The sequence below is a fragment of the Pseudomonas sp. A-RE-22 genome, from assembly GCF_019956035.1.
Classification (GTDB): Bacteria; Pseudomonadota; Gammaproteobacteria; order Pseudomonadales; family Pseudomonadaceae; genus Aquipseudomonas; species Aquipseudomonas brassicacearum.
This window is the reverse complement of record NZ_JAHBCZ010000066.1, coordinates 181,545-206,106: the sequence shown is the minus strand read 5'-3', so window position 1 is coordinate 206,106 and position 24,562 is coordinate 181,545. Positions and strand designations below refer to the sequence as shown.

Here is a 24,562-nt window from a genome sequence, read left to right as displayed (position 1 = left end):
AATATGAAAGCTTCAGATGCAGTAGCAAAAGTACTTGCAGACAATAACGTCCTGTATGGTTTTGAGCTCATCGGTGGAATGATTACCCATCTGGTTGACAGTATTAACTTGCTCGGAAAGACCAAGTTGGTATCAATGCACCATGAGCAAGGCGCCGCCTTTGCTGCATCTGCCGTCGCACGTGCGACCCATCACAAGATCATGGGCGTGGCACTGGGTACAAGTGGACCCGGTGCCACCAACCTGATCACCGGAATTGCAGACTGCTGGCTGGACAGTCACCCATGTCTGTTCCTGACCGGTCAGGTCAACACCCACGAACTCAAGGGCGACAGGCCCATACGTCAGCAGGGCTTCCAGGAGCTCGACAGTGTTGCCTTAGTGAGTAGCATCACCAAATATGCTCACCAGATCACCCATGTCGATGAACTGATCCCTTGCCTTCTCAAAGCGATCCGCATCGCTCGGGAAGGCCGTCCGGGTCCTGTCCTGCTGGACATTCCCATGGACATCCAGCGCGCCGAGATCGATGAGGCGGTGCTGGACCAATTATTGAACGCACGAACCAATGAAACGATGCCTGCTGCCGAGCAGCACGCCTCGTTCAGCGACGTCTGGGCGGCACTGGCCAAGGCTCAAAAACCGGTATTCCTGATCGGCGGTGGCGCTGTAAACAGCCCGGCGTTCAGCCAATGGCTGAGCCTGGTCGGCAAATTGGGCATCCCCCATGTTGCCAGTCTGAAAGGCGCGGAAAAACTCACGGCGAGCGAACACTACCTCGGCATGCTCGGTGCCTATGGCACCCGCGCAGCCAACCATGCAGTCCAGCACTGCGATCTGCTGGTGGTGTTCGGTAGCCGCATGGACGTGCGCCAGACCGGGGCCAAACCCGAAACGTTCGCTGCGAATGCTCATATCATCCAGTTCGATCTGGATGCGGCCCAGCTGGACAATAGGGTCAAGGCCCAAGAGTCTATCCATGCCGACCTGGACGCGGTGTTTGCCGACTTCATCGCCCATGCAGCCAAGCTGCAACCCGCTCCGGCGGCCTGGCGCGCTCACCTGACACAGGTCTTCGAGCAATCGTTCGTCGATGAGTACACTGCGTGGAACATCAGCCCGTTCGAGCTGCTGAACAATCTCAACGACCTGACCGCCGACCGGGCCCTGGACTATGTTGCCGACGTTGGTAACAACCAGATGTGGGCTGCGCATACCTTGCGCCTGAGCCCCGGCCAAGCCATGCACCACTCAGGCGGCCTGGGCACCATGGGTTTTGCCATTCCTGCCGCCGTGGGCGCCAGCATCGCAGGTGACAAACCGGTTGTCGTCATCACCGGCGATGGCGGTGCGCAGCTCAATATCCAGGAACTCGACATCATTGCCCGCGACCAGTTGCCGATCCTGACTATCGTACTGAACAATCACTCGCTGGGAATGGTCCGCGGCTTCCAGGAAATGTACTTCGAAGGCCGTAACTCTTCGACTTACTGGGACGGCTATACCTCGCAGTTCCAGGCCCTTGGTGCTGCGTATGGCATACATTCGCTAAGCGTTGTCAATCTGGCGGCATTCAAGGCCGCTGTAGCCGAGTTTCTTGCCAACGGCAAACCCATGCTCATCGAAGTCATGATGCCAGATGCGCGGGAATGCCGGCCACGCCTGGAGTTTGGCCGCCCGATCGATGAGCAGTCGCCACCGCTGGATCCGGGTAAATGAAGCTTGCCATCCTAGGGGCAAGCAGTCATATCGCCAAAGACCTGGTAGCCAGCATCGCTGAACATACTGCCTATGAATGCAACCTGTTCGTGCGCGCACCGGGCTCGCTCGATGCCGAACTGCGGGCCATTGCCGAGCGCAAGGGATTTGCCGTGCTCGACTACTCCGGTTTCGATGCCAGTTGCCAGTTCGATGCGATCATCAACTTTGTTGGCGTTGGAGATCCCGCTCGGGCCGTACAGATGGGCAAGGACATATTCACCGTCACCGAACTGTATGACAACCTTGCCTTGGAGTACCTGCAAAACCATCCTCAGTGCAGATACATCTACCTGAGCAGCGGCGCTGCATACGGTACCAACTTCGAAACACCTGTAACCGAGGCCTCGAAGGCGATATTCGCGATCAACGGGCTAAAGCCGCAGGACTGGTACGGCGCGGCAAAATTCCAGGCCGAGTGCCGCCATCGAGCGCTGCCTGAGGCCGCCATTGTCGATGCGAGGGTATTCAGTTACTTCAGCCATCGCCAGGCTGTAGAGGCTCGCTTCTTCCTAAGCGACATTCTGCGTGCACTGCAGGCGGGCACGGTGCTGGAAGTGGCACCCGATGATATGCTCCGGGACTACCTCACCCCCGCCGATTTCCTGCAACTGATTGACCGGATCCTGCAGTCGCCAGCGTGCAACGACGTGGTTGACTGCTACAGCCAGGCCCCCATCGGCAAGTTCGAACTGCTGACGGCCTTGAGCGAGCAGTTCGGCCTGCAATACACAATTGTGGGTGACCAGGCGAGGATCAATGCCACAGGCCCCAAGGCCCATTACTACTCGCACAATCGCAAGGCCGGGCAACTGTTTGACTATGTGCCCAGCGACTCTTCACTAAGTGGTGTCGTGCGTGAAATCAGGCAGCATCTGAATGCAAGAGACTAAAAAAGCGCCCTCCATGCTAGGCAGGCTTCTACAAGTAAAACTGTTCAGGTTCCTGTGTGTGGGGGTGATGAATGCGGCGTTCGGCTATGGCTGTTTTGCCGGTTTTCTCTACCTCGGGCTGCACTACAGTGCGGCGTTGCTGCTCGCCACGGTATTAGGCATAGCCTTCAATTTCAAAAGCACCGGTGCCCTTGTATTCGGTTCTCAGAACAACAAGCTGATTTTCAGGTTCATTGCCGGCTATGGCGTCGTTTATGGCGCCAATGTGGCAGGCATTGCGGCGCTCAAATTACTGGGTGTCGACCCCTACTTGGCTGGCATGGCCTTGATCGTGCCCATGGCCTTACTTTCATTCGTCATTAATAACAGGTTCGTTTTCAATTATGCGTAAGCTTATCAGCATAGTGACACCCTGCTACAACGAAGAAGCCAACATTGATGAGCTGTACCAACGCATCGTCGAGGTGATGTCACGCCTTGACTATGACTACGAACACATTTTCATCGACAACTGTTCCACGGATAACAGCCACGCCAAATTGCGCGCCCTGGCCGCGCAAGACAAGCGGGTAAAGCTGATATTCAATGCCCGTAACTTTGGCCACATCCGTTCGCCCTATCATGCCCTACTGCAGGCCCGTGGCGACGCCGCCGTGCTGATCGCCTCCGACCTGCAAGACCCACCCGAGATGATCGAAGAGTTCGTCAAGAAGTGGGAAGAAGGCTTCAAGACGGTGATGGCGGTCAAACCGGAGAGCGAGGAATCGCGTCTGATGTTCCTGATGCGTCGCACTTATTATCGCTTTGTTACGCGTATTTCCGAAGTGCCGCTGGTGCAGAATGCCACGGGTGCCGGACTATTTGACCGGGTTGTGCTGGATATCCTGAAGAAGATCGACGACCCCTATCCGTATTTCCGCGGCCTGCTGTGTGAAATCGGCTTCCCGATTGCCACGGTGCCGTTCAAGCAACCACGGCGTCAGCGCGGCATCACCAAGAACAACTTCTACACGCTTTATGACATCGCGATGCTGGGCATCACCAACCACTCCAAGGTGCCGTTGCGCCTCATGGTCATGGGGGGCGGGCTGTTGGCGGGACTCAGCCTGTTGATCGCATTCGGGTTTCTTGTGGCCAAACTGCTCTTCTGGAACTCGTTCCAAGTGGGCATCGCCCCCTTGCTAATTTCTCTATTCTTCTTCAGTTCGGTACAGATATTGTTTTTGGGCATGCTGGGGGAATACCTGGGTTCGGTGCATACGCAGATACGCAACATGCCGTTAGTGGTTGAGTCTGAACGTGTAAATTTTGATTGACTTATGGATGACTGACAATCGTGACATCAAATAATGCACCACTTGAAAAAGCCATATTAAATTCGGAATTGCCACTAAAATCGTTGCAAGCAGTACTCGTGGAAAACTGGAAGTTGGTACTTTCAGGCGCTGTCATATCCTTCTTTCTCGCAAGTATTTGGCTTAGTGGCTGGCCGGGAGGGCTATGGCCCGACGTTTCTTACCCATACTCTTATCAAGGTGATAGTCTTTTCCATGCCTGGATGGCCAAAAGCGTTTCAGAAGGATGGCTCTTTAACAACCCCAGAACTGGATACCCTTTTGGTTCAAATTTTATTGATTTTCCAGGCTCCGACTTCGGTAGCCATTTAATCATCAAAGCATTTTCTCTACTGTCCGGCAGCAGCTTCACTGCAACAAACCTATTTTTCTTGTTTAGCTTCCCAACTGCCTTCATATCCTCTTTCTGCGTCGTCAGGGCCTTTGGCGTCTCGCGTGCCCTTTCATTCGTGGGCGCTTTACTTTTCACATTCATGCCATTCCACTTTCAACGTATTTCCCACCTCTTCTATACATGGTATTTCGTAGCTCCGATATTTTTCTATCTGGCATTTTCTGTTTTTCGCTCCTCAAGCAATCAAACTTTAAACACACCAAAAAGAAAACCCTGGGTCAAGTACGCACTTTCTACTCTTGCATTGCTTGCAATTTCTTCTTTTGGTGTGTACTACACACTCTTTGGCGTGATTCTAATTTTCTTGGCAGGCGCCCTAAACCTTATCAAAACCAGAAAGCCCCTTGGACTCAAGCGCGCGCTACTTATAACAGCCATCCTTTCTGGTGGCGTATTACTCAATATAGCCCCAAATCTAATTGGAAAGCATGAACAAGGCAAAAACTCGGAAGTAGCAATCCGTTCCCCCATAGAGTCAGAAATTTACGCCCTCAAATTAATGCAACTCATACTCCCCAGAGCTGACCATCGAGTATCTTACCTGGGACAATTCACTCAATCTTATAACGCCGCATCTCCGCTGATAAACGAAAACACTACGTCGACTTTAGGCATTATTGGGTCCTTTGGGTTACTGGCGTGCTTTTTGTATATCCTGGCTTCTCTTTCCGGAACTAGAACAGATCACAGATTAACCTTTTTGGCTGCCTCTACACTTGTATTGTTTTTGTTTGCTACTACTGGGGGTTTGGGCGCGCTCTTCTCCTATGCCATCTCACCTTCAATAAGAGGATGGAACAGGGCTAGCATCTTTATTGCCTTCGGCTGTGTTCTTGCCTTCTTTTTGTCGCTCCAGTTATTTTTAGAAAAATTCTCTTCGAAGATTCACGTCCACTCATTACTCGCAGCGGCAATTGCACTTACCGTGGGCATGTATGACCAAACAGTGCCTCCATGCAAAGAATGCAGGACACCGCAAAAGCTGGCATATGAGAACGACAAGAACTTTGTAAACGACATTGAGCGCTCATTACCTGAAGGCGCTGCCATTTACCAATTACCTTATATTGCGTTCCCGGAAACCCCGCCCTTAAATCGGTTATCTGCTTATCAATTGGCCGCAGGCTTTATTCATTCAAAAAACCTTCATTGGAGCTTTGGTGGAATGAAGGGCCGGGATGGCGACATGTATTATCGCTCGCTTGCAAATGAACCTATAGAAAAGCAATTGGAGGTCATTAAGCGTTTGGGCTTCAATGGCATCTACATAGATCGTCGTGGTTACGCGGACAATGCGAATGAGTTGATCACAAACTTAACTACGCTGCTTGGCTCTCCCCCGCTTTTAAACAGTTCGAATGGTGAGCTCGCGTTCTTTAAATTAACCTCGACTGAAACTACCAACTTAGCAGGCCTAAGCCCTAAGCAAATAATGGAGAAGTCGGGTTATTATGCAGACCATCTGGGTCCGCGGTACTCCGCCAACTTGCAAGAAGGGATAGTTTTTACTCGCCCAGGTTGGCCAGCGTTTATTCAAACTGTTTCTGGTTTTTCATCACCAGAGCCGTGGGGGCGCTGGTCTGAAGGGAACCCCCGCTTGGTTTTTACCTCTCCACTCCCCCAAACGTTCACGCTGATAATGACAGCACAAGCCTTCGGACCTAACGTCGAAAAGCCTGCAAAAGTATTAATTGGTACTCGAGAGTACGAGGTAAAACTTGAGGGTGCAGCATCAGAGGTTCGCATACAGGTGGATCTAATGGGGCAGACAACTGATACAATTTCATTCTTGCCATCAAAGCCAATCTCCCCTAGGGCTTTAGGCATCAATAGCGACAAGCGTAAACTTGGGATTGGTTTCGTTTCGCTTCGATTTGAGCTATAAAAACTCACCACAATGCTCAAATCAAGAAATTCGTATCAACTAGCTGAATAGTTGAAACTTGTAGTAAAAAATGCCCTGGCCAATACCAGGGCATTTCTATTTAAATCTTGCCGCCTTTTTCCCGCGTCCATTACGCCCTCCTGAAAATAGATCAGAGGGAGCTTGGCAAGCTAGCGAACGCACTAGCCCTCCAGGTATCGTATGACTGTGTTCGCGTTGTCTTCAACAGAAAGCCTAGAGTTGTCGACAATTAAAGCCGGCGTCAACGGTGGCTCATAGGGAGAGGATATCCCTGTGAAGTTTTCTAAAGAGTCACAGCGCGCTTTCCGATAAAGTCCTTTGGGGTCTCTTTCTTCACAGACACTGAGAGGAGTACTTACATAAACCTCATGAAAGCAACCGGAGCCAATTATCTCGGCCGCTAAAGTACGATCCTCAATCATCGGAGAAATTATCGCCACGATGACTATCAGACCAGCGTCATTCATGAGTCTTGCAACCTCAGCTATTCTTCTTATATTCTCCGATCTTCCGAGCAGACTAAATCCTAAGTCTTTATTAAGACGGTGCCTAACGTTATCACCATCAAGGACAAAACAATTTTTACCTTGGGCTGCTAGTTTTTTTTCTAATGCACAAGCTAAGGATGATTTTCCGGAGCCACTAAGCCCGGTGAGCCAAATGGTAATGGCCTGCTGCCCTAACTGGAGTTCCCGGTCTTCACGGGTCAAGGCTCCGTAATGCCAAGTGAGGTCATCCCCGCTTGTTTTCATTTTACAAGAACCTCACTATCAGAAAAAATCGCACTCTGCGGCTCATCAAACCATGCCACACCTTCCTGTACAAAAGTCATTCGCAAAATCAATAACCCTGACACTTCAGGAGCGATGACTTCTACATTAAGTTTCAGGTTTCCCTCTGAAAGCAAAGTCGGCTCGATTTTGGTTCTAACCCCATCAAAGATAACGAGCTCATCTGTGACCGGATTTATCCAGTGGTAGCAAATATTGATTGGATAGCGACCATTACTCTGAATGCGATATTTCGAATTATTGGTTACCTCGACTTGAACCTCAAAGGTAGCTCCCTGCTCAATAGCATCTGGTAAGGATATTGTATTGATTTTCAGGGTTTTCCTTTCCTCCGGAGACAGTTGAGTAATACAAGCCTGGTCCGCGTGCTTCGGGCTAGTGACATACTCATTTATGAGTAGTGAATTAACCAATTCGTCATACCTTGAATCAAAGGTCTTCACCGCCCAATCGTAAAGCTCCTGATCCAATGAGGTTATTTCTCTTATGGCATGAATTGTATCACTTGATATCTCATCATCCATCGGTCGATTTTCCGACACATTCAATTTTTCACGGGAAAATTGAGGATAAACATCTAAAACATGTGACAATAAATGCAATGAGTGATTCATTCGTTCCGTGATACCAAAGAACATGAACCGTTCAAGCCGGGATTTAGCCAAATCCAGCAACTCTCGATCTTTGTTACGCGCAGCATAACTCTTGATAACAGCCTGACCATAACCAACAGGATCTTTAGACAGTTTTTCAAAATCTAAATCTGCAGCAAGAAATATAGTTTGGGCATTCACCATATCCCACTGAGTTTCTTTATCCGCAACAAAGTCAAATAATGACCAATTTTCTTTCACAACACGATCATGACGATAAGCATTTACGTCACGCTTGACATGTGAGTACCATGAAATCGTACGCTGCACAGGATCTCGCAACATCGTTATATAGTTTAAATCCCGCCCCACATAACTATTTAAGCCAAACCATAGATGCCCCCGAAAAAAATCATATTTTGAAATGGAATCACCATCCAACTTAAAAAGTTCGGGAAGCAATTGGGCAGGACATATCCGAGAACGATCAAATTGCGCATCCAAAAATGAAGTCAACGATGTGCCGGCTGTCTTTGGAATATGAAGATAATAAAGTGGTTTGTTCATTGTTTACCAAATCTAAAATTGAATTAAAATCAAACGCTCGACCAATCAAAACCCTGTAAAAAAATGAAATAACCTAGCACGCATCACAGACACTGTCAAACTCTTGTAAATTTCGAATTTTATGTTTTTTACCCTTAATATTGTATTAGCCTTCCTTGGTGTACTACCGGTAGAGGAAACTGCGCTTGGCACGGCAAAACATTTTCAAGTTGATGGAGATGCACGCTGGGTTCATCGGAAATGCGGGATACTGCAGACTACATCGCAGAAGACGAAGGCCGATCTGACTGAGTCCACCCGTCGCGCCATTGATATAGAGACAAAAAGCAACTGGCAGCCCATTGCCAGCAAGGGGAGACTCATATGCTATGGGTAAACCAGTGTCCTCTCGGCCAAATCCTTCAATCACCAGCTCCCCCCCTCTATTTGACCAAGGCAGTATAGGACGACTCGAAGACCAGACCGGCTATCCTGGCGCGGTCTACACTTTCCTCAGTTCCCGCTCCTCAGTCCCCCGATCGAGCATCGGCCCGTGCGAGCAAATCGGATTGCACGATGGCGGCAGGGCACGTTAATGGAAACCTCGACTCGTACGTACGACACTTCGACGAATTCCGATTGCCAGGCGCAGCTAGTTTGAAGTACCTAGCTAGTCTAGTATGTCTCACCACCCCATACCAGCGAGCCAAATAAGCAATGCGCACAACGCATGGAAGTTTAAAAAAAATAGCTTTCGGATCACTCTTTGCTGTTCTGATAGCCATCATTCTTTTGCCGTATTCAAAAAACGGCTTCTGGGCTGACGATGCCTTGAACAGTCAGACATGGGGATTGATCAATCGCTTCGATTCCAGCGTCATTGAATTTTCAAGCAGCGTTATCCGATCGTGGCTTGTTGAATACGGAAGAATTCTTTTACCTTGGCCTGTGATCTACAGCTTCTTCTACATATTTAAGAGCGAGCTTGCTGTCAGATTGGCGGACATGGCGATGTTCATTGCGCATGTAAGCCTCACCATCCTATTACTACGTAGAATTGGTATATCTTGGCGAACAATCGGTTTTTTTATTTTGTCTTTATTGGCTTTACTGCAAATACGTGACTCGGCGGATCCATTGGCCGCATTCGCCGGTTTTAGCCAAGGCGTTGGAATCCTCCTCACGTCATCCCTCTTGACGCTTCACAAGTGGCACAAAACCAAATCCGCAGCATGGCTAGTCGCATCTTCGTTAATAGCCGCTCTATCAATGACGTTCTATGAAATTAATTCCGTCTACGTTCCGATTGCAATCGTGACGATACTTACCTCTAACCATTCAAGAAAAATTCGCGATACCGCCATAATTGTCGTGCCATTTATCATATTCATCACCGCAAATCTCTATGTAAAGCAAATAGCACTGACCCCTTATGCAGGCGCTGAAGTTGGAAATTTAAGTGCTGTACCGGCGACATTCCTTAAACAGCTATTCGCGACGCTTCCAGGGAGTTTTTACTTATCCGCAGGAAAAAACGAATTCCCTCCGAGCGAACTTTTCAGTGCAGCTTCCACAAGTCAACTCGCATGGGCAGTTATGATCCTGTGGTCAGCTATAGCAATCATTGTACTTAGGCGTGAACCTACAAAACAGCCCGTGATGCTCCTGCCTATTTTCGCAGCAGGCATGCTTCTACTTGTGCCTCCAGTGCTGATCTCTATCTCAGCCAAGTATCAATTAGGCTTGACTTGGGGCTATGCACACATTCCGGTCTACTACCAATGCTTCGGACTTGCGTTTCTTCTTGCAGCCGCTGTAGATCAGTTCTCGCGGGGCGCAATTGCAAAATGGGCGATAGCCTGTGTTCCATTGGTTGGTCTTGGAATTGCACTGAACTGGACGATGAACATGCACCAGTCAGCAGCGTGGGACTCTGTGTTAAGGGAACCACGTGACTCCTTGGTATCCGCCATGCAGAGCGGTATCTTCGATGGGGTCCGCGACGGCGATGTAGTACGGATAGATGGTCAGCCGATTCATATAAACGGCAACCTGATATACCAAACAATCGAAAAGAATTTTTCTATTCCCAACGAGGCTGCAATTTCAGGTTGGTTCGAGTCACCGCCCAGGGCTGATGCCAAGGTTTATCGTTTAGTACGGGACCCGGCGGTCAACAATCAGTGGAAAGTAGTTCCACAATAGCGCCGGGGAGTTTTGAATGCTGTTCAGCCCGCACTGCGCGGGCCTCTAATTATGAAATAAGAAAACAGTCCCATTCATTATTCAGCCTCGCTCAATTCCGACACGCAGGACCGAGTTGTATATTGCTACTGTGCTTTCAAGACTTTGATCTGTGGCGCAACAGCCCATATCAGGTTTCGACACCTCGATTTGTCGTCTGATTCTATAGTTCACGGCATGATTTCCATGCGCGGCAGTCGATCCAGAGCCCCCCCTCAATTGGCTCTTTTTGATGCGTGACCGTGAGCGGGCGCAAGAACTGGCTGTTCAGCGCCCCCGAAGGCGCGCCGGCCAGCGCTCAACTTTACAGTTTGGTCGAGACGGCTAAAGCCAAACACCAAGAGTCCTATGCGTGGCCGCGCCACGCACTTGAACGGTTGCCGCAAGCTGTAGCAGTAGAAGACTTCGAAGCCTGGCTGCCGTCGCACTGTACGCCGCAAAATACCAAGATGGCTTCACGCCCCACCTTTAAAAGGTGGAGTTCATGGATCGCATACACTTGATTAGCTCGTCGAGCTTAAAAAATTATCACGCGTATTGCGCAGTCGTCTTGTTTATTACTGGCTGAGGAGATTGGGGGGCGAGTAAAGCGCGTTTGAATTGCTCAGCACTCTGTTTCCAGGTTAGCCATGGCATGTTAACTGACTCAATGGTTGAGCCGTCACGATAATCCTCCAACCACTGAGTAATTGCGTCGGCCAAGCTCTTCGCACTGTCACCCTCGAAGAACGCCGCATACTCGCCGGCGACCTCTCGAAACACCGGCAGGGCACGCGCCAGGATCGGCAGCTTATGCTGCGCAGCTTCAATCAGCGGCAATCCGAAGCCTTCACCTTGCGAAGCGGCCAGCAAGCAGGACGCCGCCGCATAGACTTTTTCCAGGTACTCATCGCTGACACCCTCAAGCCAAAACAGACGCTTGTTTAATTGCGGGTGGTTGCGCAAGCGCGCGCACAACGCATCAACCATCCAGCCTTGTTTGCCCACAATAACCAAATTGACCTGCTCACCTTGGTCCCATAGCAGATCGAAGGCTGCAAGAGTTTGGGTATGCCCTTTGCGCGGCTCAATCGTGCCCACCGACAAGAAACTCGGTACGCTACGCAGGCATTCAAGCACCTCATTGGCGCCTTGCACCAAACCGTTGGACGGCATCGATGCGGCCAAATCAGCACCTAGGTGGAACCAACTCGTCTGCAAGGGAGAGGGAGACAAACGGGGTGCGCCATGGACGGCAACCCAGCGCTGCAGGTCAGTAGCCACCGAGGCAGAGATACATAGCGCTGCATCGGCCTTGGAAACCTCGTATAGCCAATCGGCATGACCTTCCTTGGTGCCCGCAGGAAAGTGCTCCTCGAACTGGATCGGGATCAGGTCATAGACTACGAAAGAAGTCTTCACCCCACGCTCGCGCAAACGGGAGAATACCCCGCGCTTGCCTGCCTCGACAATAAAGGAGCCAGAGAAGTCCAAGCCCAGGAATTGCTCGCCAGGTTGCATATCTACTGGCTCATCGAGTAACCATCCGGTCGGGCAGCCCATCAACGAAAGCATGAAATTGCGCGCATAACGCCAATGCCAATCGCCCCCGCTATCGCTCAGAAAAACCGGTTCAAACAGATAATCAGCAGGCGGCGATTCAATCAGCGCCAGCAGCAATGCCCTGACCACACGCTGAATACCGGTGCGTAAATCAACCCGTATCATGGCAGAGACGTCAACATATATGCGGCGCAAGCCAACGGCCGGCGGCTGGTTGAGTGCAATGGCTTTGGACATCGCAAGGATATCCACGCTCTCGCTATAATCAGTGACGACATGCCCCACCGCCGACGTGAACGTCTGATAACGGCTGTAATCAAGATAATGGGCTTCAATACTTTCGAAATAGCGCTGGGCACAAAATGCGGGCGCATGGGCGCTTCGCACATATGTGGCGGCTAGATCGCCCAGACCAGCACGAGCCGCAGGCTCGCTGCGGAGCCATTCCAAGGCTTGAGTCAGTTGCACGTCGCTGAAATCGTCTTCCAGCTTGATCAACACGTCATCCGGCAGATCAGCCATGGCACCATTGGCATTGATGATCGTGGCCAGACCGTAATTGAGACAATCGAGCACTGCCGCTGAGGTCTCGCCGCGCGACAGTTCACGCAACTGCACACCCACGTCTGCAGCGGCTAGATACTGCTCATAGGTCAACGCGTCGGTCCAACCAACAATGCTGACGCTAGAAGGCTGTTGGCGTTCCTTGATTAGCCGCTCGATGTCTTCGCCATAGTTTGACGCCTCGTTCTGACCGACGAAGAACAACTTGCAGTTGGAGTCCTGGCGGAGCAACGGGGAGTTTTCCCACGCGGCCAACAATCGATGATTAAGCTTGGTCTTGCCCATAAAGCCAAAGCTACACACAACGAAATCGTCACTGCTCAAGCCCAGGGCTGCACGGGCGCGCTCGCGGTCCTGGTTCATCGCAGGCACACGCAGAAGTGGGATCGCCGAACAGCGAGCCCTTTCACCATACCATTGACGCGCCAACGACTCGGAGTAATTCGAATGCACGATCACTCCTAGTGCCTGATTAATCACCCCCAGGCTGCCCGGGTACTTGGACAACGTGCTATGCACCCCGTCCCGATGAAAGTCATCCACCGCCTTGTAGCCATGTCCCTGATACAGCTCTTTAATCCAGGCATCGGGTTTTATCCCATGGACCTGGCAATACCACTGAACATCGCTCAGATAGAAGTCGTGCAAGACGACGACTCCAGCAATCTCGTCAAGTAACTCAAACATAAAGGCATGCATCGGACTATTACCGAAGTGGTAAATAACCCGCTGGTAGCGCGAGGCGTTTTGGCGGAACCACTCCACCGAGCGCACCTGACAGTTAGCCAGGATCCAAGGATCATTGACCTGGGGGTGATCGGTCACCACATCGATGTCGTAATAGCGGCTTAACTCGGGCAACAACTCTGCGCTGTACCCGGCGATGCCGCTTTTTTGGGGTGGCAGTGGCGACACATAAGCCAACTTCCGTCGCAAACCACTGGTGCTGACATTCCCCTGTCGCATGGTCCCTCGCGCCAACAACGCTAAGACAGCCCCAACGTCCTCCTGCAATGACTCTTCTTCGAAACCGGTCGCGGGGTTCGCCGATAGAGCATTAACCTGAACAGCAGGCACCCCCAGCGCCTGGCTGACATATTGAGGATCCAGCGGCGGTATGACCATCACCAGCTCTGCACGACGGATTTGCTGGATCTGCTGCGCCCGATACAAGCCCCGTGGCGTCACCTCGCCAGCATGGGACTTACCCAAAGACTCCAACACGACGACACTGCGCATGGACTGCTCCAATACGCCGATAGTCAAAATCAACTCATTGTCAGCGCTATCAAACACATCGGATAGCAACACCAAATCGGGCTTGAGATTGGCCAGAAACGCCTCACGGATCAACTCAGCGGCTTTCGCCCGTCCTTCGTTATCCGGATCAAGCCGATTCACCGGGCCAGGTGCCGACCACACATGGATATTTTCGGACGGCAAAACTCCATGAAACTGCGCGCGAATCGCTTCGATGGTCCCATCAAACAGCCCACTTAGGGCCAGGATGACCTCATGTTCGCCTGACTGTAGGGCTAACGCGCGTGCCAATCTGGTGATGTAGCACGAGGAGTCGAGCCGGGTGAGACGGGCTTGAGCGCCCTGCATATCAATAACAATACGCATCAGCGCAGATCCTTCTGTTCGGTAGTTTTTTTCAGATCGTAATACACTTGGCGAGCACCCGCCGACAGGCCCTCCAGGTGCTGCGGTACTTCACTGTTCGTCGTTTCATGGCGAGAAACAGATGCGCTGACCATTAGCCCACGCTTGAGGGCGAAGCGCTTGAGGGCTTCATGCAAACGGGGATAACGATTCAGGCTGGCATTGAGTCGCCGACGCAAAGCCGGGCGCCCGAGGGTATGGCGCAGCCCTGCGACCACGATTCGACGCGCCCCGCTTTTCAGCAAACGGGCAAAGCTACTGCCCAACCAGCGCACGGACCTTGTGCACCGGCGCAAAGGCGCAGTAAGGCGCCAGGAAGTGCTCCTCATCAACGCTTGCACGCGGCTGTTATCGGCGCAACTTTGTAGCCAAAATTCGTGAGTCCGGGCCAACGCCTCATCACGCTGCTGACGGGTCTGCTGCAACTCCGCTTCCAATTGGACAATCTGGCGCTGTAACTTGGCTTCCAGCTCAGCGCTCCGGCGCGGCAACTTGGCTTCAAGTTCGACACTCTGACGCTGCAACTCGGCTACCTGCTCGACATTCTGGTGCTGCGACACGGCTTCCAGTTCGACACCCTGGCGCTGCAACTCGGCTGACAGCTCGACACTCTGGCGCTGCAACTCGGCTGACAGTTCGACACTCTGGCGCTGCAACTCGGCTGACAGCTCGACCCTCTGTCGCTGCAACTCGGTTGACATGCCGGCAACCTCATGCTGTATTTCCTTTAGGTGCTGTATTTGCTGCAAAGAGCTGTCTTCAAGCGCTGCCCGGAAGCGCCGCTCCAGGTGTTGTTCATAACGCTCTGCCAAGGTTTCCAGACTCAAACCGTAAGTACGGTCAAAGTAAGGATCGAAAACCGCCAACTGTTCGACTCCCGCCGTCTTCTGCGCAATGATCGCGTAATCCGGGCTGACCCCGTCCAACACTTCCATCAAGGTAAGTTGCGGCACGTCATGCAACGCAGCCGACTCTTGCAGACGGACCAACTTGGAGCGCGAAAATCCCGTGTACTCGGTCAAAAAGCTGAGTAACAAATGTGGTATGGGTTTTTCGTGGGTCGGGTCGAGGTAGAAAGAATTAGTGCCAACCAATAGGTTTTCCGGGTTCGGCGTCTCCATAATCAACAGACCCGCCGGTTTGAGCACCCGTAGCGCCTCACTGACCAACTGCTGCAAACTGGTGAACGGTATGTGCTCAACCAAATGGAACGCCGACACCACCACTTGACTCTCATCGCCCAGCGCGGCCAGCGCCTCCAGCGCGTCGCCGTACTCGGCAGGCAAGCCGAGCGCCTGACATGCCTGCAGCATGCCCTCGTCGACGTCAACACCACGAGGTAAAAAGCCTTGCGACTGGATCAACTCCAGCCATTCGCCACGGCCACAACCCAAATCAAGCGCCAGGCACTGCGGGTACAATGCTTTGAGCGGGTTGATAAAAGGCAGATAGACCTCTTGACGTTTCCTGATCAAGTCGCGACTACCGCGATGGATATCTTCAAACGCCCGGTAAAAATTCTTACTCATTTGCTGTTTTCCACTGTTGGCGGCAACCAGGCAAGCCCAACAAATTCCGTTTTGGAGACATTCACCACATTGAACACCAGTGCCAGATCCTGCCACTCGAAGTTACAGGCAATATGATTCTGGGTGGTGTGCAGCGCAACCGCCACTGAATACGAGCCCACTCCCAAGTTAGCCTCAAAGTCGAAGCGGTACTGCATTGTCTGCCCCGCCGCCAGACTCTCCAGTTTGCAGCCCAAGTGATGCGTATTGGTGCCAAAGACCGTCTGGCCCAAACGGTCCTTGAGCGCGTAACCGGTAACCAACTCGGGGATATCGCTGTTGATCTGCACATCAATTTTCAAGCTGACATTTTCGCCAACTTGTACGTATTCGATCGGCTCTCCCACGCTATTGTGCAGGCTAACCGAACGTATGCTTGCCTCGCCCGAGCCAGAGCGAGTTTGCACACTGCCATCTTCGCGCTGGATGACTGTAACCGTGGCGTTTTCCTTGGCCGCGATAATAGCGTTGTAGTAATCCATCACCTCTTCCGGCGCGCCATCCTTGATCACGGTACCGTGTTCGAGCAGGATCGCCCGGTCACATAACGCCTGGATCGAGCCTCGGTCGTGGGACACGATCAACAACGTCGTGCCCAGACGCTGAAACTCGCGAATACGCTCAAAGCTCTTGTGCTGGAAATAACTGTCACCCACCGACAAGGCTTCATCGACGATCAGGATGTCTGGACGAAACGCTGTCGCCACGGCAAACGCCACGCGCATCTGCATACCGCTTGAATAAGTACGCACGGCTTGGTCGAAGTATTCGCCAATCTCGGCAAAAGCCTCGATCTCTGGCATGGCCTGGTGGATCTGCTCAGCGCCAAAGCCCATCAAACCGGCGGCGTGGTACACATTCTGGCGACCGGTCAAATCAGGGGTAAAACCCATGCCTAACTCGAGAATGGCAGCGATGCGGCCATTAACCTGAACGCTGCCCTCCGTGGGTTGCAGGGTTCCGGTAATCATCTTCAGCAGCGTAGATTTTCCCGCACCGTTTTGGCCAACGATACCGATGGCTTCTCCCGGCCTGATGGAAAAGTTGATGTGCTTGAGCACCCAATGCTCTTCACTGGGTTTGGTGGGCAGCCCAAACCAACGGCCAATGCGCTGAAGTTCAGAGGCGTAGACGCGATAAGCCTTGCCCAGGTTGTTTACGGTTAGCAGGCTCATAACACGTCCACCATTTCCGGCGCGGCCCGGCGGAACATAAAAAGCCCCAACAGCATCAAGCCCAAGGCAATAACAGTGGTCACTGCAATTTGCTGGATATCGGGGGTTTTGGCGTATACCAAAATGTCATGGTAAGCGCTGACGATCGGGAACATGGGGTTCATGTCCATGTAGCTTCTGAAGTTTTCAGGAATAATATTGACCGGGTAAACCACCGGGGTGAACCAGAACCAGACTTGCAGCAGGATGGGTACCACTTGACCTACGTCCCGAATGAAAACGTTCAGAACGCCGAGAATCAAGCCTATGCCAACTGCCAGAGCAGTGACTGCAAGCGTCAACGGGATGAGCCATAGCATTTCAAGGTGCGGCCATTGACCCAACAGAGCAAAAACCGCCAACAGCGCAACAAACAACAACACATAATTGAGCAGGCTCGATCCCACGACAATTACCGGCAAGGTAATACGCGGAAAGCGCATCTTTTTCATGAGGTTGCCTTGGTCGATAAACAAGGTCAAACAGCGACCGATGATCTCCGAAAATAGGCTCCATGCCAGCATGCCCGCCATCAAGTAGAGGGCGTACGCATACTTGTTGTCGATCCCGGGAAGCTTTGCTGCCAGCACGTTGGAGAGCACCAGAGCATAAATGGCGACTTGGGCCAGAGGGTTGATAATCATCCACAGACCGCCTAAACGGCTACGAGCAAAACGGGCAGAAAATTCATTATGAATGGATGAAAAAACGAACCCACGGTAATCCCAAAGGCTTTTGAACAACTCCAACATTCCTGACTCCTGGTAAAAGTAAAGCCAAGTTGCTTCACTCGTGGCGATCCTGAATCACGGGATTTACAGCTAAGGCTCAAGGCCTCCGGCAAACGATACGGTTGCGCTCCCAGAGATGAGAATCCAGATCAAATCTACTTAAACTACTTATCCCTGGATCAAACCAGCAATTTCCGCCACATAGCGCACAACAAGTTTTTCATCCGCACGACTCTCCACATTCAACCGTAGCAATGGCTCCGTGTTGGATCCTCGCAGGCTGAAGCGCCAATCGCCAAACTCAAGGCTGATCCCGTCGGTTTCATCAACAAGCGGATTGCTCGGCCGGAAGTGTTCGAGCACCTTTCTTAAGGTCTCATTCACATCCGTCACGCGATAGTTAATCTCCCCACTACACGGAAACGCTTCGATTCGCTTCGCGACTAGCTGCGCAAGCGTTTCGCCCGTTTCGGAAATCAATGCTGCCACCAACAACCATGGAATCATCCCGCTATCGCAATACGCAAAATCGCGGAAGTAGTGGTGGGCACTCATCTCCCCGCCATATACCGCGTCTTCCTCGCGCATGCGTTCCTTGATGAACGCATGTCCGGTTTTGCTCTGAACGGCGATACCACCCGCCTGCTCAACCTGCTCGATAGTATTCCAGGTCAGGCGCGGGTCGTGGATGATTTTGCTGCCGGGGTGTTGCTTGAGCAGCATTTCGGCCAGCAAGCCGACAAGGTAGTAACCCTCGATGAACCGACCATCCGCATCAAAGAAGAAGCATCGATCGAAGTCACCGTCCCAGGCCAGGCCCATGTCACACTGATTTGCCAGCAGTGCGTGACGAGTCAGCTCACGGTTTTCAGGTAGCAGCGGGTTCGGAACACCATTCGGAAAGTGGCCATCAGGCACCTCGTTGATAAACACCCACTGCAACGGAAGTCGTGCAGCCAGCGCCTGTAGCACAGGGCCTGCAGCGCCATTACCCGGATCGGCGAGAATCCTGAGAGGCTTTAGGGCGCTGACGTCGACGTAAGTGAGCAAATGGTCGATGTAGGCAGTCTTGTCGAAGGCCTGACGAACCGCGCCTTTTTGTGCCGCAACGGTGCCCAGGTCTCCCTGATCGACGCGTAGGCGAATGGCGTCGAGACCAGTGTCGCCACTGATAGGGCGAGACTCGGCCTTGACGAGTTTCATGCCGTTGTAGCCTTTGGGATTGTGACTGGCGGTTATCATTACACCGCCGTCGACCTTGTAATGGCTGGTGGCAAAATAAACTTCCTCGGTGCCACACAGCCCGATGTCGATCACATCGGCGCCCGCCTCGGTAATACCGCGCATCAGGGCTGTCGCCAGGGGCGGGCTTTCGAGTCTCATGTCCTGGCCGACCACAAAGGTTTTTCCCTGCAACTCAGCCACAAGTGCACGACCTATGCGATAGGCGATGTCTTCGTTGAGTTGAGCTGGAATCTGACCACGAATGTCATAGGCTTTGAAGCATTGCGTCACGATAGGAGGATACATACTACTCGCTAGCTGAAATGTCCGATGCCGCCCAGAGGCGGCACCGGAAAGAATGGACCGCCAGGGCCTAATGCCGCTGGCGCGCGGCCCTCACAAGGCGCAGGGCTCGCATCGGGCTCAATGTCGTTACTTATCGACGCGACCGTAATTATCCTCGAAACGAACAATATCGTCCTCACCAAGATAATCACCGCTTTGCACCTCAATGAGCACCAGGTCTATGACACCCGGGTTCATCAAGCGGTGCTGATGGCCAGCACGAATGAAGGTGGACTCATTGGTGTTCAGCATCAATTCTTCTTGGTCATTGATGACCAGAGCCATCCCGCTGACGACGATCCAATGTTCACTTCTGTGGTGATGCATTTGCAGGGATAGAGAAGCCTTGGGCTTCACAACGATGCGCTTGATCTTGAAGCGTTCGCCATTTTCCAGCGTGGTATAAGTCCCCCATGGGCGATGGACTGTGCGGTGCAACAGATGGACAGTGTGGTGGCACGCCTTCAGTTGATTGACGATATGCTTTACGTCTTGGGCGTGGTCTTTATGGGCAATCATTACCGCGTCCGGCGTGTCAATTACCAACAGGTTTTCAACACCAACCAACGCAGTCAGCCGATCTTCGCTGTTGACGTAATTGTTTCGAGAACCGTGGGACAACACTTCGCCTTCGAAACGGTTGCCGTTTTCATCAGGCTCGGTCAACTCACTCACGGCATTCCAAGAGCCGATGTCACTCCAACCGATATCGCAAGGAATGGTCGCTACGTTCGAGGACCGCTCCATCAGTGCATAGTCAATGGAAATGTCAGGAACATCGGCAAAGGTTTCAGCGTCCAGCGCCAGGCAGCGGTAATTTTTAGACGAGGTGAGGCGTGACGCCTCGATCGTCTTGCTGACGGCCGCCATGACGTCCGGAGCATGCTGACGGAGTTCTTCGAGCACGGAACCCACGCGGAAGCAAAACATTCCGGAGTTCCAGTAGTAATTGCCTGCGCTGACATAGCTTTGTGCGGTTTCCAGATCGGGCTTTTCTACGAAGCGTGCAACCTTCAAGCCCCCCGTCAACGGCGCATTTTTTTGTGCTTCGATATAACCAAAACCTGTTTCAGGATAGGTCGGCTGGATACCAAAGGTCACCAGCCAGCCCTCGGCGGCCAGAGCCATTGCGTGGTCTACGACCGCACCAAAGGCTTTTTCATCTTTAATTAAATGATCTGCAGCCAGCACCAGCATCTGGGCATCAGGGCCATGGGTGGCTTCCAGGTGGAGCGCAGCCGCAGCGACGGCTGCGGCGGTATTTCGGCCGAATGGTTCCAGGATGAAACCTTGGGCATGCTTGAGGGTATTGACTGCGCCGTATTCATCTTCAGTTTTGAACAGGAGCTCACGGTTGGTCACCGTTAGAACTTCAACAACACCTTTGAGTCGCGACGCACGGAGAAAGGTTTTCTGGATCAGATTCTGACCATCCGGCAGATCCATGAATGGCTTTGGATGGGCTTCACGAGAGACAGGCCACAACCGGCTGCCCACTCCACCAGACAAAATTACGGGAATCAGTTCCATACTCTAATCCTTAATACCCTTTCTGGTAGATGCATTCAGAAAGCGGGCGCAGTTATGTTTCCAATCATTTTCTGCATCACCATCGATGCACATGTTGCGTGATTAGCTTCACGCCCCAACCGATCCGCCCTATCGCGTCATCGTATTTCGGCCTATCCGGTCATCGGAGGACCTCAGCAAGGAGGTAGCGCGGAAAAGAACAATGATGGGAAAACCAGCTTCAATGGTTCTAAACGGGCTAAATTTTCTATCGGTCATTTTACATGCAGTGCCGGAAATTAATACTCATGCGCCAAATAGATATAGAAAATCGCTGGGAAAACATAAAGACATGCCATCAAAATAGCATCACCCCTCTACAACACCTACCTTCGGAGACCCGGCTTGAGCTGAGCGTTTTGAGGAGCAAATCCATCCGCTGTCAATAGGCAATCTGGTCGAGGCACGCCCATCATCGAACCTTCGCGCTTCTCGATGGCATGTATGAAATGGTCATCTAAAACGCAAAAAAACTCGAGATCAGACACGTGATAGCTAAAAAGAGTCGCACCGCAAGCCTATTGCTGGCAGAACACAGGCGCTCCCTACACTGACCATAGGAAATATTGGTAGCAAGAGTCTTTGCCACGTAATGAGGCGTGTGCCGCCCCGTCCAAGCCAGGAAGTTCGGCGCAGCTCAGCTTGATACAGCACTGACTGGAGCAGGTACTCGCAACAGAGATCAGAGAAGACGCTTTCGCGATGCCCGCGACATACGCCCCAACAGCCAACCCAGTAACGGACCGATCAACATTCCTATCAGCAGCGCCGCAACAGTGATGACCGATACAGGCAACTGTGGTCCCGTCAACCCCAGGAACAACAAGGCAACCGGCTGCTGGTTTTCCAGGACAAAGGCTAGAACAATCAAAATCACCAGCAGTACAAACACCGCGAGCAGGACGCGCTTGAGATTACGCATGAATCATTCCTTGTGTGGTGCCCGTCAAACCCCCTCCTCCTCATCTTCATTCACGCGATCGCGAAGTTCTTTCCCCGGCTTGAAATGCGGGACGAATTTCCCGTCGAGGCTGACGGACTGACCCGTTTTGGGATTGCGCCCAACCCGCGGGGCGCGGTAATGCAGGGAAAAGCTGCCGAAACCACGGATTTCAATACGATCACCCGTAGCCAAACACTGGGACATTTGTTCAAGCATGGTCTTGATGGCCAGCTCCACATCCTTGGATGAGAGTAGCCCTTGATGGGTGACAATTCGTTCGATCAACTCCGACTTCGTCATATTTTTCCCTTCTTTTTCAAGCAGCTAGGAAAATCGCTTGAAAAGGTTTTAGCATGACCGGAGGGATTTGAACAGCCCAAGTATTGACATTCTTCTTGACTCCCCCAATAGCCTCTTTCCGCGCAAGCAGGGAGGTACTACCGACAGATGACCAGCATCGTACGAGTCAGATAGCCAGCCGGATTGAAACCAAAGGGGTACTGATCTTCATCCTTCGCGTCGTCGGATCGGGTAATCACCTTGTAGCCAGCCCCCTTGCACTCTCTTGCAGCTCTCTTGTGGCACTTCTCCCAGCCGGAACCCAACCCCGAGCAGTCGACCTCGATACCACTGACACCACGCACTGCGTGGGTCTTGGCACTCGTAGAGCAAGCTGCCAGCACCAAGACACTCAATACCAGAAAGAGCTTGTTCATTCAGTTCCTTTAGACAGGGGTCCGGATCGATCACTTATACAAGTCGGAGCCACGCCCTGAATAGATTATTGATCCGCTTCATAAAAGAGACAGCTGGGTTGATGGGTTGGTTTCGCAGCGCCCCGAATCAACACTGTCATCGGCAGCGACCTGCAGAGAATCTTGAAATTTCGCAGGCACAAAAAAGGGCGACCGAAGTCGCCCTTTTTCTATGGTCTGACAGAACTCAGTTCTGTTTTTCCATTTGTGCACGCAGCAGGTCGCCCAGAGTGGTAGGACCAGCAGCAATGTCAGCGGCTGGCTTGTCGCGCAGGCTCTGGATTGCTTCTTTCTCTTCAGCATCGTCTTTCGACTTGATGGAGAGCTGGATTACGCGGCTCTTGCGGTCAACGCTGATGATCTTGGCTTCTACTTCTTCGCCTTCTTTCAGAACGTTGCGCGCGTCTTCAACGCGGTCACGGCTGATTTCGGAGGCTTTCAGAGTCGCTTCGATATCGTCGGCCAGAGTGATGATGGCGCCTTTGGCGTCAACTTCTTTCACGATGCCCTTAACGATTGCGCCTTTGTCGTTCTCTTGAACGTACTCGGAGAACGGATCGCTTTCCAGTTGCTTGATACCCAGGGAGATGCGCTCGCGCTCTGGGTCAACCGACAGGATAACGGTGTCCAGCTCGTCACCCTTCTTGAAACGACGTACGGCTTCTTCGCCCACTTCGTTCCAGGAGATGTCGGACAGGTGAACCAGGCCGTCGATGCCGCCGTCCAGACCAATGAAGATACCGAAATCGGTGATCGACTTGATGGTGCCGGAGATTTTATCGCCCTTGTTGAACTGGCCAGAGAAGTCTTCCCATGGGTTGGACTTGCACTGCTTGATGCCGAGGGAGATACGACGACGCTCTTCGTCGATGTCCAGAACCATGACTTCCACTTCGTCGCCGACTTGTACGACTTTCGAAGGGTGGATGTTCTTGTTGGTCCAGTCCATTTCGGAAACGTGTACCAGGCCTTCAACGCCCTCTTCCAGCTCAGCGAAGCAGCCGTAGTCGGTGAGGTTGGTAACACGAGCGGTGACGCGAGTGCTTTCTGGGTAACGGGCTTTGATAGCGACCCATGGATCTTCACCCAGTTGCTTGAGGCCCAGGGAAACACGATTGCGCTCGCGATCGTACTTCAGAACCTTGACATCGATCTCGTCGCCAACGTTGACGATTTCCGAAGGATGCTTGATACGCTTCCAGGCCATGTCGGTGATGTGCAGCAGGCCATCGACGCCACCCAGATCGACGAATGCGCCGTAATCGGTGAGGTTCTTGACGATGCCCTTGACCTGCTGGCCTTCCTGCAGCGATTCCAGCAGAGCTTCACGCTCGGCGGAGTTCTCGGCTTCCAGGACACTGCGACGGGAAACGACAACGTTGTTGCGCTTCTGGTCCAGCTTGATGACCTTGAATTCCAGCTCTTTGCCTTCCAGGTGCGTGGTATCGCGCACTGGACGGACGTCAACCAGGGAACCTGGCAGGAACGCACGGATGCCGTTAACGTCGACAGTGAAGCCGCCTTTAACCTTACCGTTGATAACGCCCTTGACCACTTCCTCAGCTGCGAAAGCCGCTTCCAGAACGATCCAGCATTCAGCGCGCTTGGCTTTTTCACGGGACAGCTTGGTTTCACCAAAGCCATCTTCAACCGAGTCCAGCGCAACGTGAACTTCGTCACCGACGTTGATGTTCAGTTCGCCAGCGTCGTTGTAGAACTGCTCAAGCGGGATGAGTGCTTCAGACTTCAGACCAGCGTGAACGGTTACCCAGCGAGCTTGGTAATCGATATCAACGATAACACCGGTGATGATGGAGCCTGCCTGAAGGTTCAGGGTTTTCAGGCTTTCTTCAAAGAGTTCCGCAAAGCTTTCGCTCATTTTAATTCCTGTTGATTAGGGCGAAGAATACGCCCGCCTCCACACCCCAGACGGTGTGGGTTAGTTTCATATAAAGGAAGCAC

At 52.3% G+C, this 24,562-nt stretch carries 18 protein-coding genes and 1 pseudogene; 7 read left to right on the top strand and 12 right to left on the bottom strand.

What is annotated here, in order from left to right; translation table 11 throughout:
* The first annotated feature begins 3 nt into the window (after window positions 1–3).
* From KGA89_RS26555 to KGA89_RS26535, 5 genes are read left to right on the top strand one after another with little or no spacing between them, the layout of a single operon-like run.
* On the top strand, window positions 4–1,719 hold the full coding sequence (locus tag KGA89_RS26555) for a thiamine pyrophosphate-binding protein (protein WP_223472936.1): 1,716 nt from the start codon (window positions 4–6) through the stop codon (window positions 1,717–1,719).
* Window positions 1,716–2,651, top strand: coding sequence for an NAD-dependent epimerase/dehydratase family protein (locus KGA89_RS26550; RefSeq protein WP_223472935.1), 936 nt, complete (start codon window positions 1,716–1,718; stop codon window positions 2,649–2,651). Before KGA89_RS26555 ends, KGA89_RS26550 begins: the two co-directional genes overlap by 4 nt.
* On the top strand, window positions 2,638–3,042 hold the full coding sequence (locus KGA89_RS26545) for a GtrA family protein (RefSeq protein ID WP_223472934.1): 405 nt from the start codon (window positions 2,638–2,640) through the stop codon (window positions 3,040–3,042). The genes KGA89_RS26550 and KGA89_RS26545 overlap by 14 nt, the downstream gene beginning before the upstream one ends.
* Window positions 3,035–3,967: a glycosyltransferase family 2 protein gene (locus tag KGA89_RS26540; protein WP_223472933.1), complete on the top strand. Its 933-nt coding sequence runs from the start codon at window positions 3,035–3,037 to the stop codon at window positions 3,965–3,967. The genes KGA89_RS26545 and KGA89_RS26540 overlap by 8 nt, the downstream gene beginning before the upstream one ends.
* Window positions 3,968–3,987: 20 nt before the next feature.
* Entirely contained in the window at window positions 3,988–6,285 is a 2,298-nt protein-coding gene (locus KGA89_RS26535; RefSeq protein WP_223472932.1) for a DUF7024 domain-containing protein, read from the top strand.
* A 182-nt stretch (window positions 6,286–6,467) separates the two neighbouring features.
* Here KGA89_RS26535 and cysC read toward each other — a convergent pair whose 3' ends face one another.
* Together cysC and KGA89_RS26525 are read right to left on the bottom strand one after the other, a co-directional pair.
* Window positions 6,468–7,058, bottom strand: a complete 591-nt coding sequence (cysC, locus tag KGA89_RS26530; protein WP_223472931.1) for an adenylyl-sulfate kinase — start codon at window positions 7,056–7,058, stop codon at window positions 6,468–6,470.
* Complete coding sequence (locus tag KGA89_RS26525; RefSeq protein ID WP_223472930.1) at window positions 7,055–8,257, bottom strand: sulfotransferase family 2 domain-containing protein; 1,203 nt, start codon at window positions 8,255–8,257, stop codon at window positions 7,055–7,057. Before KGA89_RS26525 ends, cysC begins: the two co-directional genes overlap by 4 nt.
* 696 nt (window positions 8,258–8,953) lie before the next feature.
* Here KGA89_RS26525 and KGA89_RS26520 point away from each other — a divergent pair.
* The gene (locus tag KGA89_RS26520; protein ID WP_223472929.1) at window positions 8,954–10,441 is read left to right on the top strand and encodes a hypothetical protein; all 1,488 of its coding nucleotides are present in this window, start codon (window positions 8,954–8,956) and stop codon (window positions 10,439–10,441) included.
* A 281-nt stretch (window positions 10,442–10,722) separates the two neighbouring features.
* A pseudogene (locus KGA89_RS26515) lies at window positions 10,723–10,983 on the top strand (transposase domain-containing protein); the annotation flags it as partial.
* Window positions 10,984–11,008: 25 nt separating this feature from the next.
* Here the strand turns inward: KGA89_RS26515 and KGA89_RS26510 are convergent.
* The 10 genes from KGA89_RS26510 to rpsA form a co-directional block, all read right to left on the bottom strand.
* On the bottom strand, window positions 11,009–14,212 hold the full coding sequence (locus KGA89_RS26510; RefSeq protein ID WP_223472928.1) for a glycosyltransferase: 3,204 nt from the start codon (window positions 14,210–14,212) through the stop codon (window positions 11,009–11,011).
* Complete coding sequence (locus KGA89_RS26505) at window positions 14,212–15,780, bottom strand: class I SAM-dependent methyltransferase (RefSeq protein WP_223472927.1); 1,569 nt, start codon at window positions 15,778–15,780, stop codon at window positions 14,212–14,214. The genes KGA89_RS26510 and KGA89_RS26505 overlap by 1 nt, the downstream gene beginning before the upstream one ends.
* The gene (locus tag KGA89_RS26500; protein ID WP_223472926.1) at window positions 15,777–16,994 is read right to left on the bottom strand and encodes an ABC transporter ATP-binding protein; all 1,218 of its coding nucleotides are present in this window, start codon (window positions 16,992–16,994) and stop codon (window positions 15,777–15,779) included. Before KGA89_RS26500 ends, KGA89_RS26505 begins: the two co-directional genes overlap by 4 nt.
* Complete coding sequence (locus KGA89_RS26495; RefSeq protein WP_223472925.1) at window positions 16,991–17,785, bottom strand: ABC transporter permease; 795 nt, start codon at window positions 17,783–17,785, stop codon at window positions 16,991–16,993. The genes KGA89_RS26500 and KGA89_RS26495 overlap by 4 nt, the downstream gene beginning before the upstream one ends.
* Window positions 17,786–17,932: 147 nt before the next feature.
* A complete protein-coding gene (locus KGA89_RS26490; RefSeq protein WP_263292862.1) occupies window positions 17,933–19,294 on the bottom strand; it encodes a phosphomannomutase in 1,362 nt (453 codons plus the stop codon).
* Between the two features lie 126 nt (window positions 19,295–19,420).
* On the bottom strand, window positions 19,421–20,863 hold the full coding sequence (locus KGA89_RS26485) for a mannose-1-phosphate guanylyltransferase/mannose-6-phosphate isomerase (RefSeq protein ID WP_223472924.1): 1,443 nt from the start codon (window positions 20,861–20,863) through the stop codon (window positions 19,421–19,423).
* Window positions 20,864–21,584: 721 nt separating this feature from the next.
* Window positions 21,585–21,824 (bottom strand): lipopolysaccharide assembly protein LapA domain-containing protein, encoded by a 240-nt coding sequence (locus KGA89_RS26480; RefSeq protein WP_223472923.1) that lies wholly within the window; start codon window positions 21,822–21,824, stop codon window positions 21,585–21,587.
* A gap of 24 nt (window positions 21,825–21,848) precedes the next feature.
* The gene (ihfB, locus tag KGA89_RS26475) at window positions 21,849–22,145 is read right to left on the bottom strand and encodes an integration host factor subunit beta (protein WP_003218804.1); all 297 of its coding nucleotides are present in this window, start codon (window positions 22,143–22,145) and stop codon (window positions 21,849–21,851) included.
* 137 nt (window positions 22,146–22,282) lie between these two features.
* Window positions 22,283–22,561, bottom strand: coding sequence for a hypothetical protein (locus tag KGA89_RS26470; protein WP_013692555.1), 279 nt, complete (start codon window positions 22,559–22,561; stop codon window positions 22,283–22,285).
* A 226-nt stretch (window positions 22,562–22,787) separates the two neighbouring features.
* Window positions 22,788–24,479, bottom strand: a complete 1,692-nt coding sequence (gene rpsA, locus KGA89_RS26465) for a 30S ribosomal protein S1 (RefSeq protein ID WP_058543229.1) — start codon at window positions 24,477–24,479, stop codon at window positions 22,788–22,790.
* Window positions 24,480–24,562: the final 83 nt, after the last annotated feature.

Coding starts and splice junctions, on each gene's coding strand:
- KGA89_RS26555 (WP_223472936.1), top strand. CDS start 4: ATGAAAGCTTCAGATGCAGTAGCAAAAGTACTTGCAGACAATAACGTC.
- KGA89_RS26550 (WP_223472935.1), top strand. CDS start 1,716: ATGAAGCTTGCCATCCTAGGGGCAAGCAGTCATATCGCCAAAGACCTG.
- KGA89_RS26545 (WP_223472934.1), top strand. CDS start 2,638: ATGCAAGAGACTAAAAAAGCGCCCTCCATGCTAGGCAGGCTTCTACAA.
- KGA89_RS26540 (WP_223472933.1), top strand. CDS start 3,035: ATGCGTAAGCTTATCAGCATAGTGACACCCTGCTACAACGAAGAAGCC.
- cysC (WP_223472931.1), bottom strand. CDS start 7,058: ATGAAAACAAGCGGGGATGACCTCACTTGGCATTACGGAGCCTTGACC.
- KGA89_RS26525 (WP_223472930.1), bottom strand. CDS start 8,257: ATGAACAAACCACTTTATTATCTTCATATTCCAAAGACAGCCGGCACA.
- KGA89_RS26520 (WP_223472929.1), top strand. CDS start 8,954: ATGCGCACAACGCATGGAAGTTTAAAAAAAATAGCTTTCGGATCACTC.
- KGA89_RS26510 (WP_223472928.1), bottom strand. CDS start 14,212: ATGCGTATTGTTATTGATATGCAGGGCGCTCAAGCCCGTCTCACCCGG.
- KGA89_RS26505 (WP_223472927.1), bottom strand. CDS start 15,780: ATGAGTAAGAATTTTTACCGGGCGTTTGAAGATATCCATCGCGGTAGT.
- KGA89_RS26500 (WP_223472926.1), bottom strand. CDS start 16,994: ATGAGCCTGCTAACCGTAAACAACCTGGGCAAGGCTTATCGCGTCTAC.
- KGA89_RS26495 (WP_223472925.1), bottom strand. CDS start 17,785: ATGTTGGAGTTGTTCAAAAGCCTTTGGGATTACCGTGGGTTCGTTTTT.
- KGA89_RS26490 (WP_263292862.1), bottom strand. CDS start 19,294: ATGTATCCTCCTATCGTGACGCAATGCTTCAAAGCCTATGACATTCGT.
- KGA89_RS26485 (WP_223472924.1), bottom strand. CDS start 20,863: ATGGAACTGATTCCCGTAATTTTGTCTGGTGGAGTGGGCAGCCGGTTG.
- KGA89_RS26480 (WP_223472923.1), bottom strand. CDS start 21,824: ATGCGTAATCTCAAGCGCGTCCTGCTCGCGGTGTTTGTACTGCTGGTG.
- ihfB (WP_003218804.1), bottom strand. CDS start 22,145: ATGACGAAGTCGGAGTTGATCGAACGAATTGTCACCCATCAAGGGCTA.
- KGA89_RS26470 (WP_013692555.1), bottom strand. CDS start 22,561: ATGAACAAGCTCTTTCTGGTATTGAGTGTCTTGGTGCTGGCAGCTTGC.
- rpsA (WP_058543229.1), bottom strand. CDS start 24,479: ATGAGCGAAAGCTTTGCGGAACTCTTTGAAGAAAGCCTGAAAACCCTG.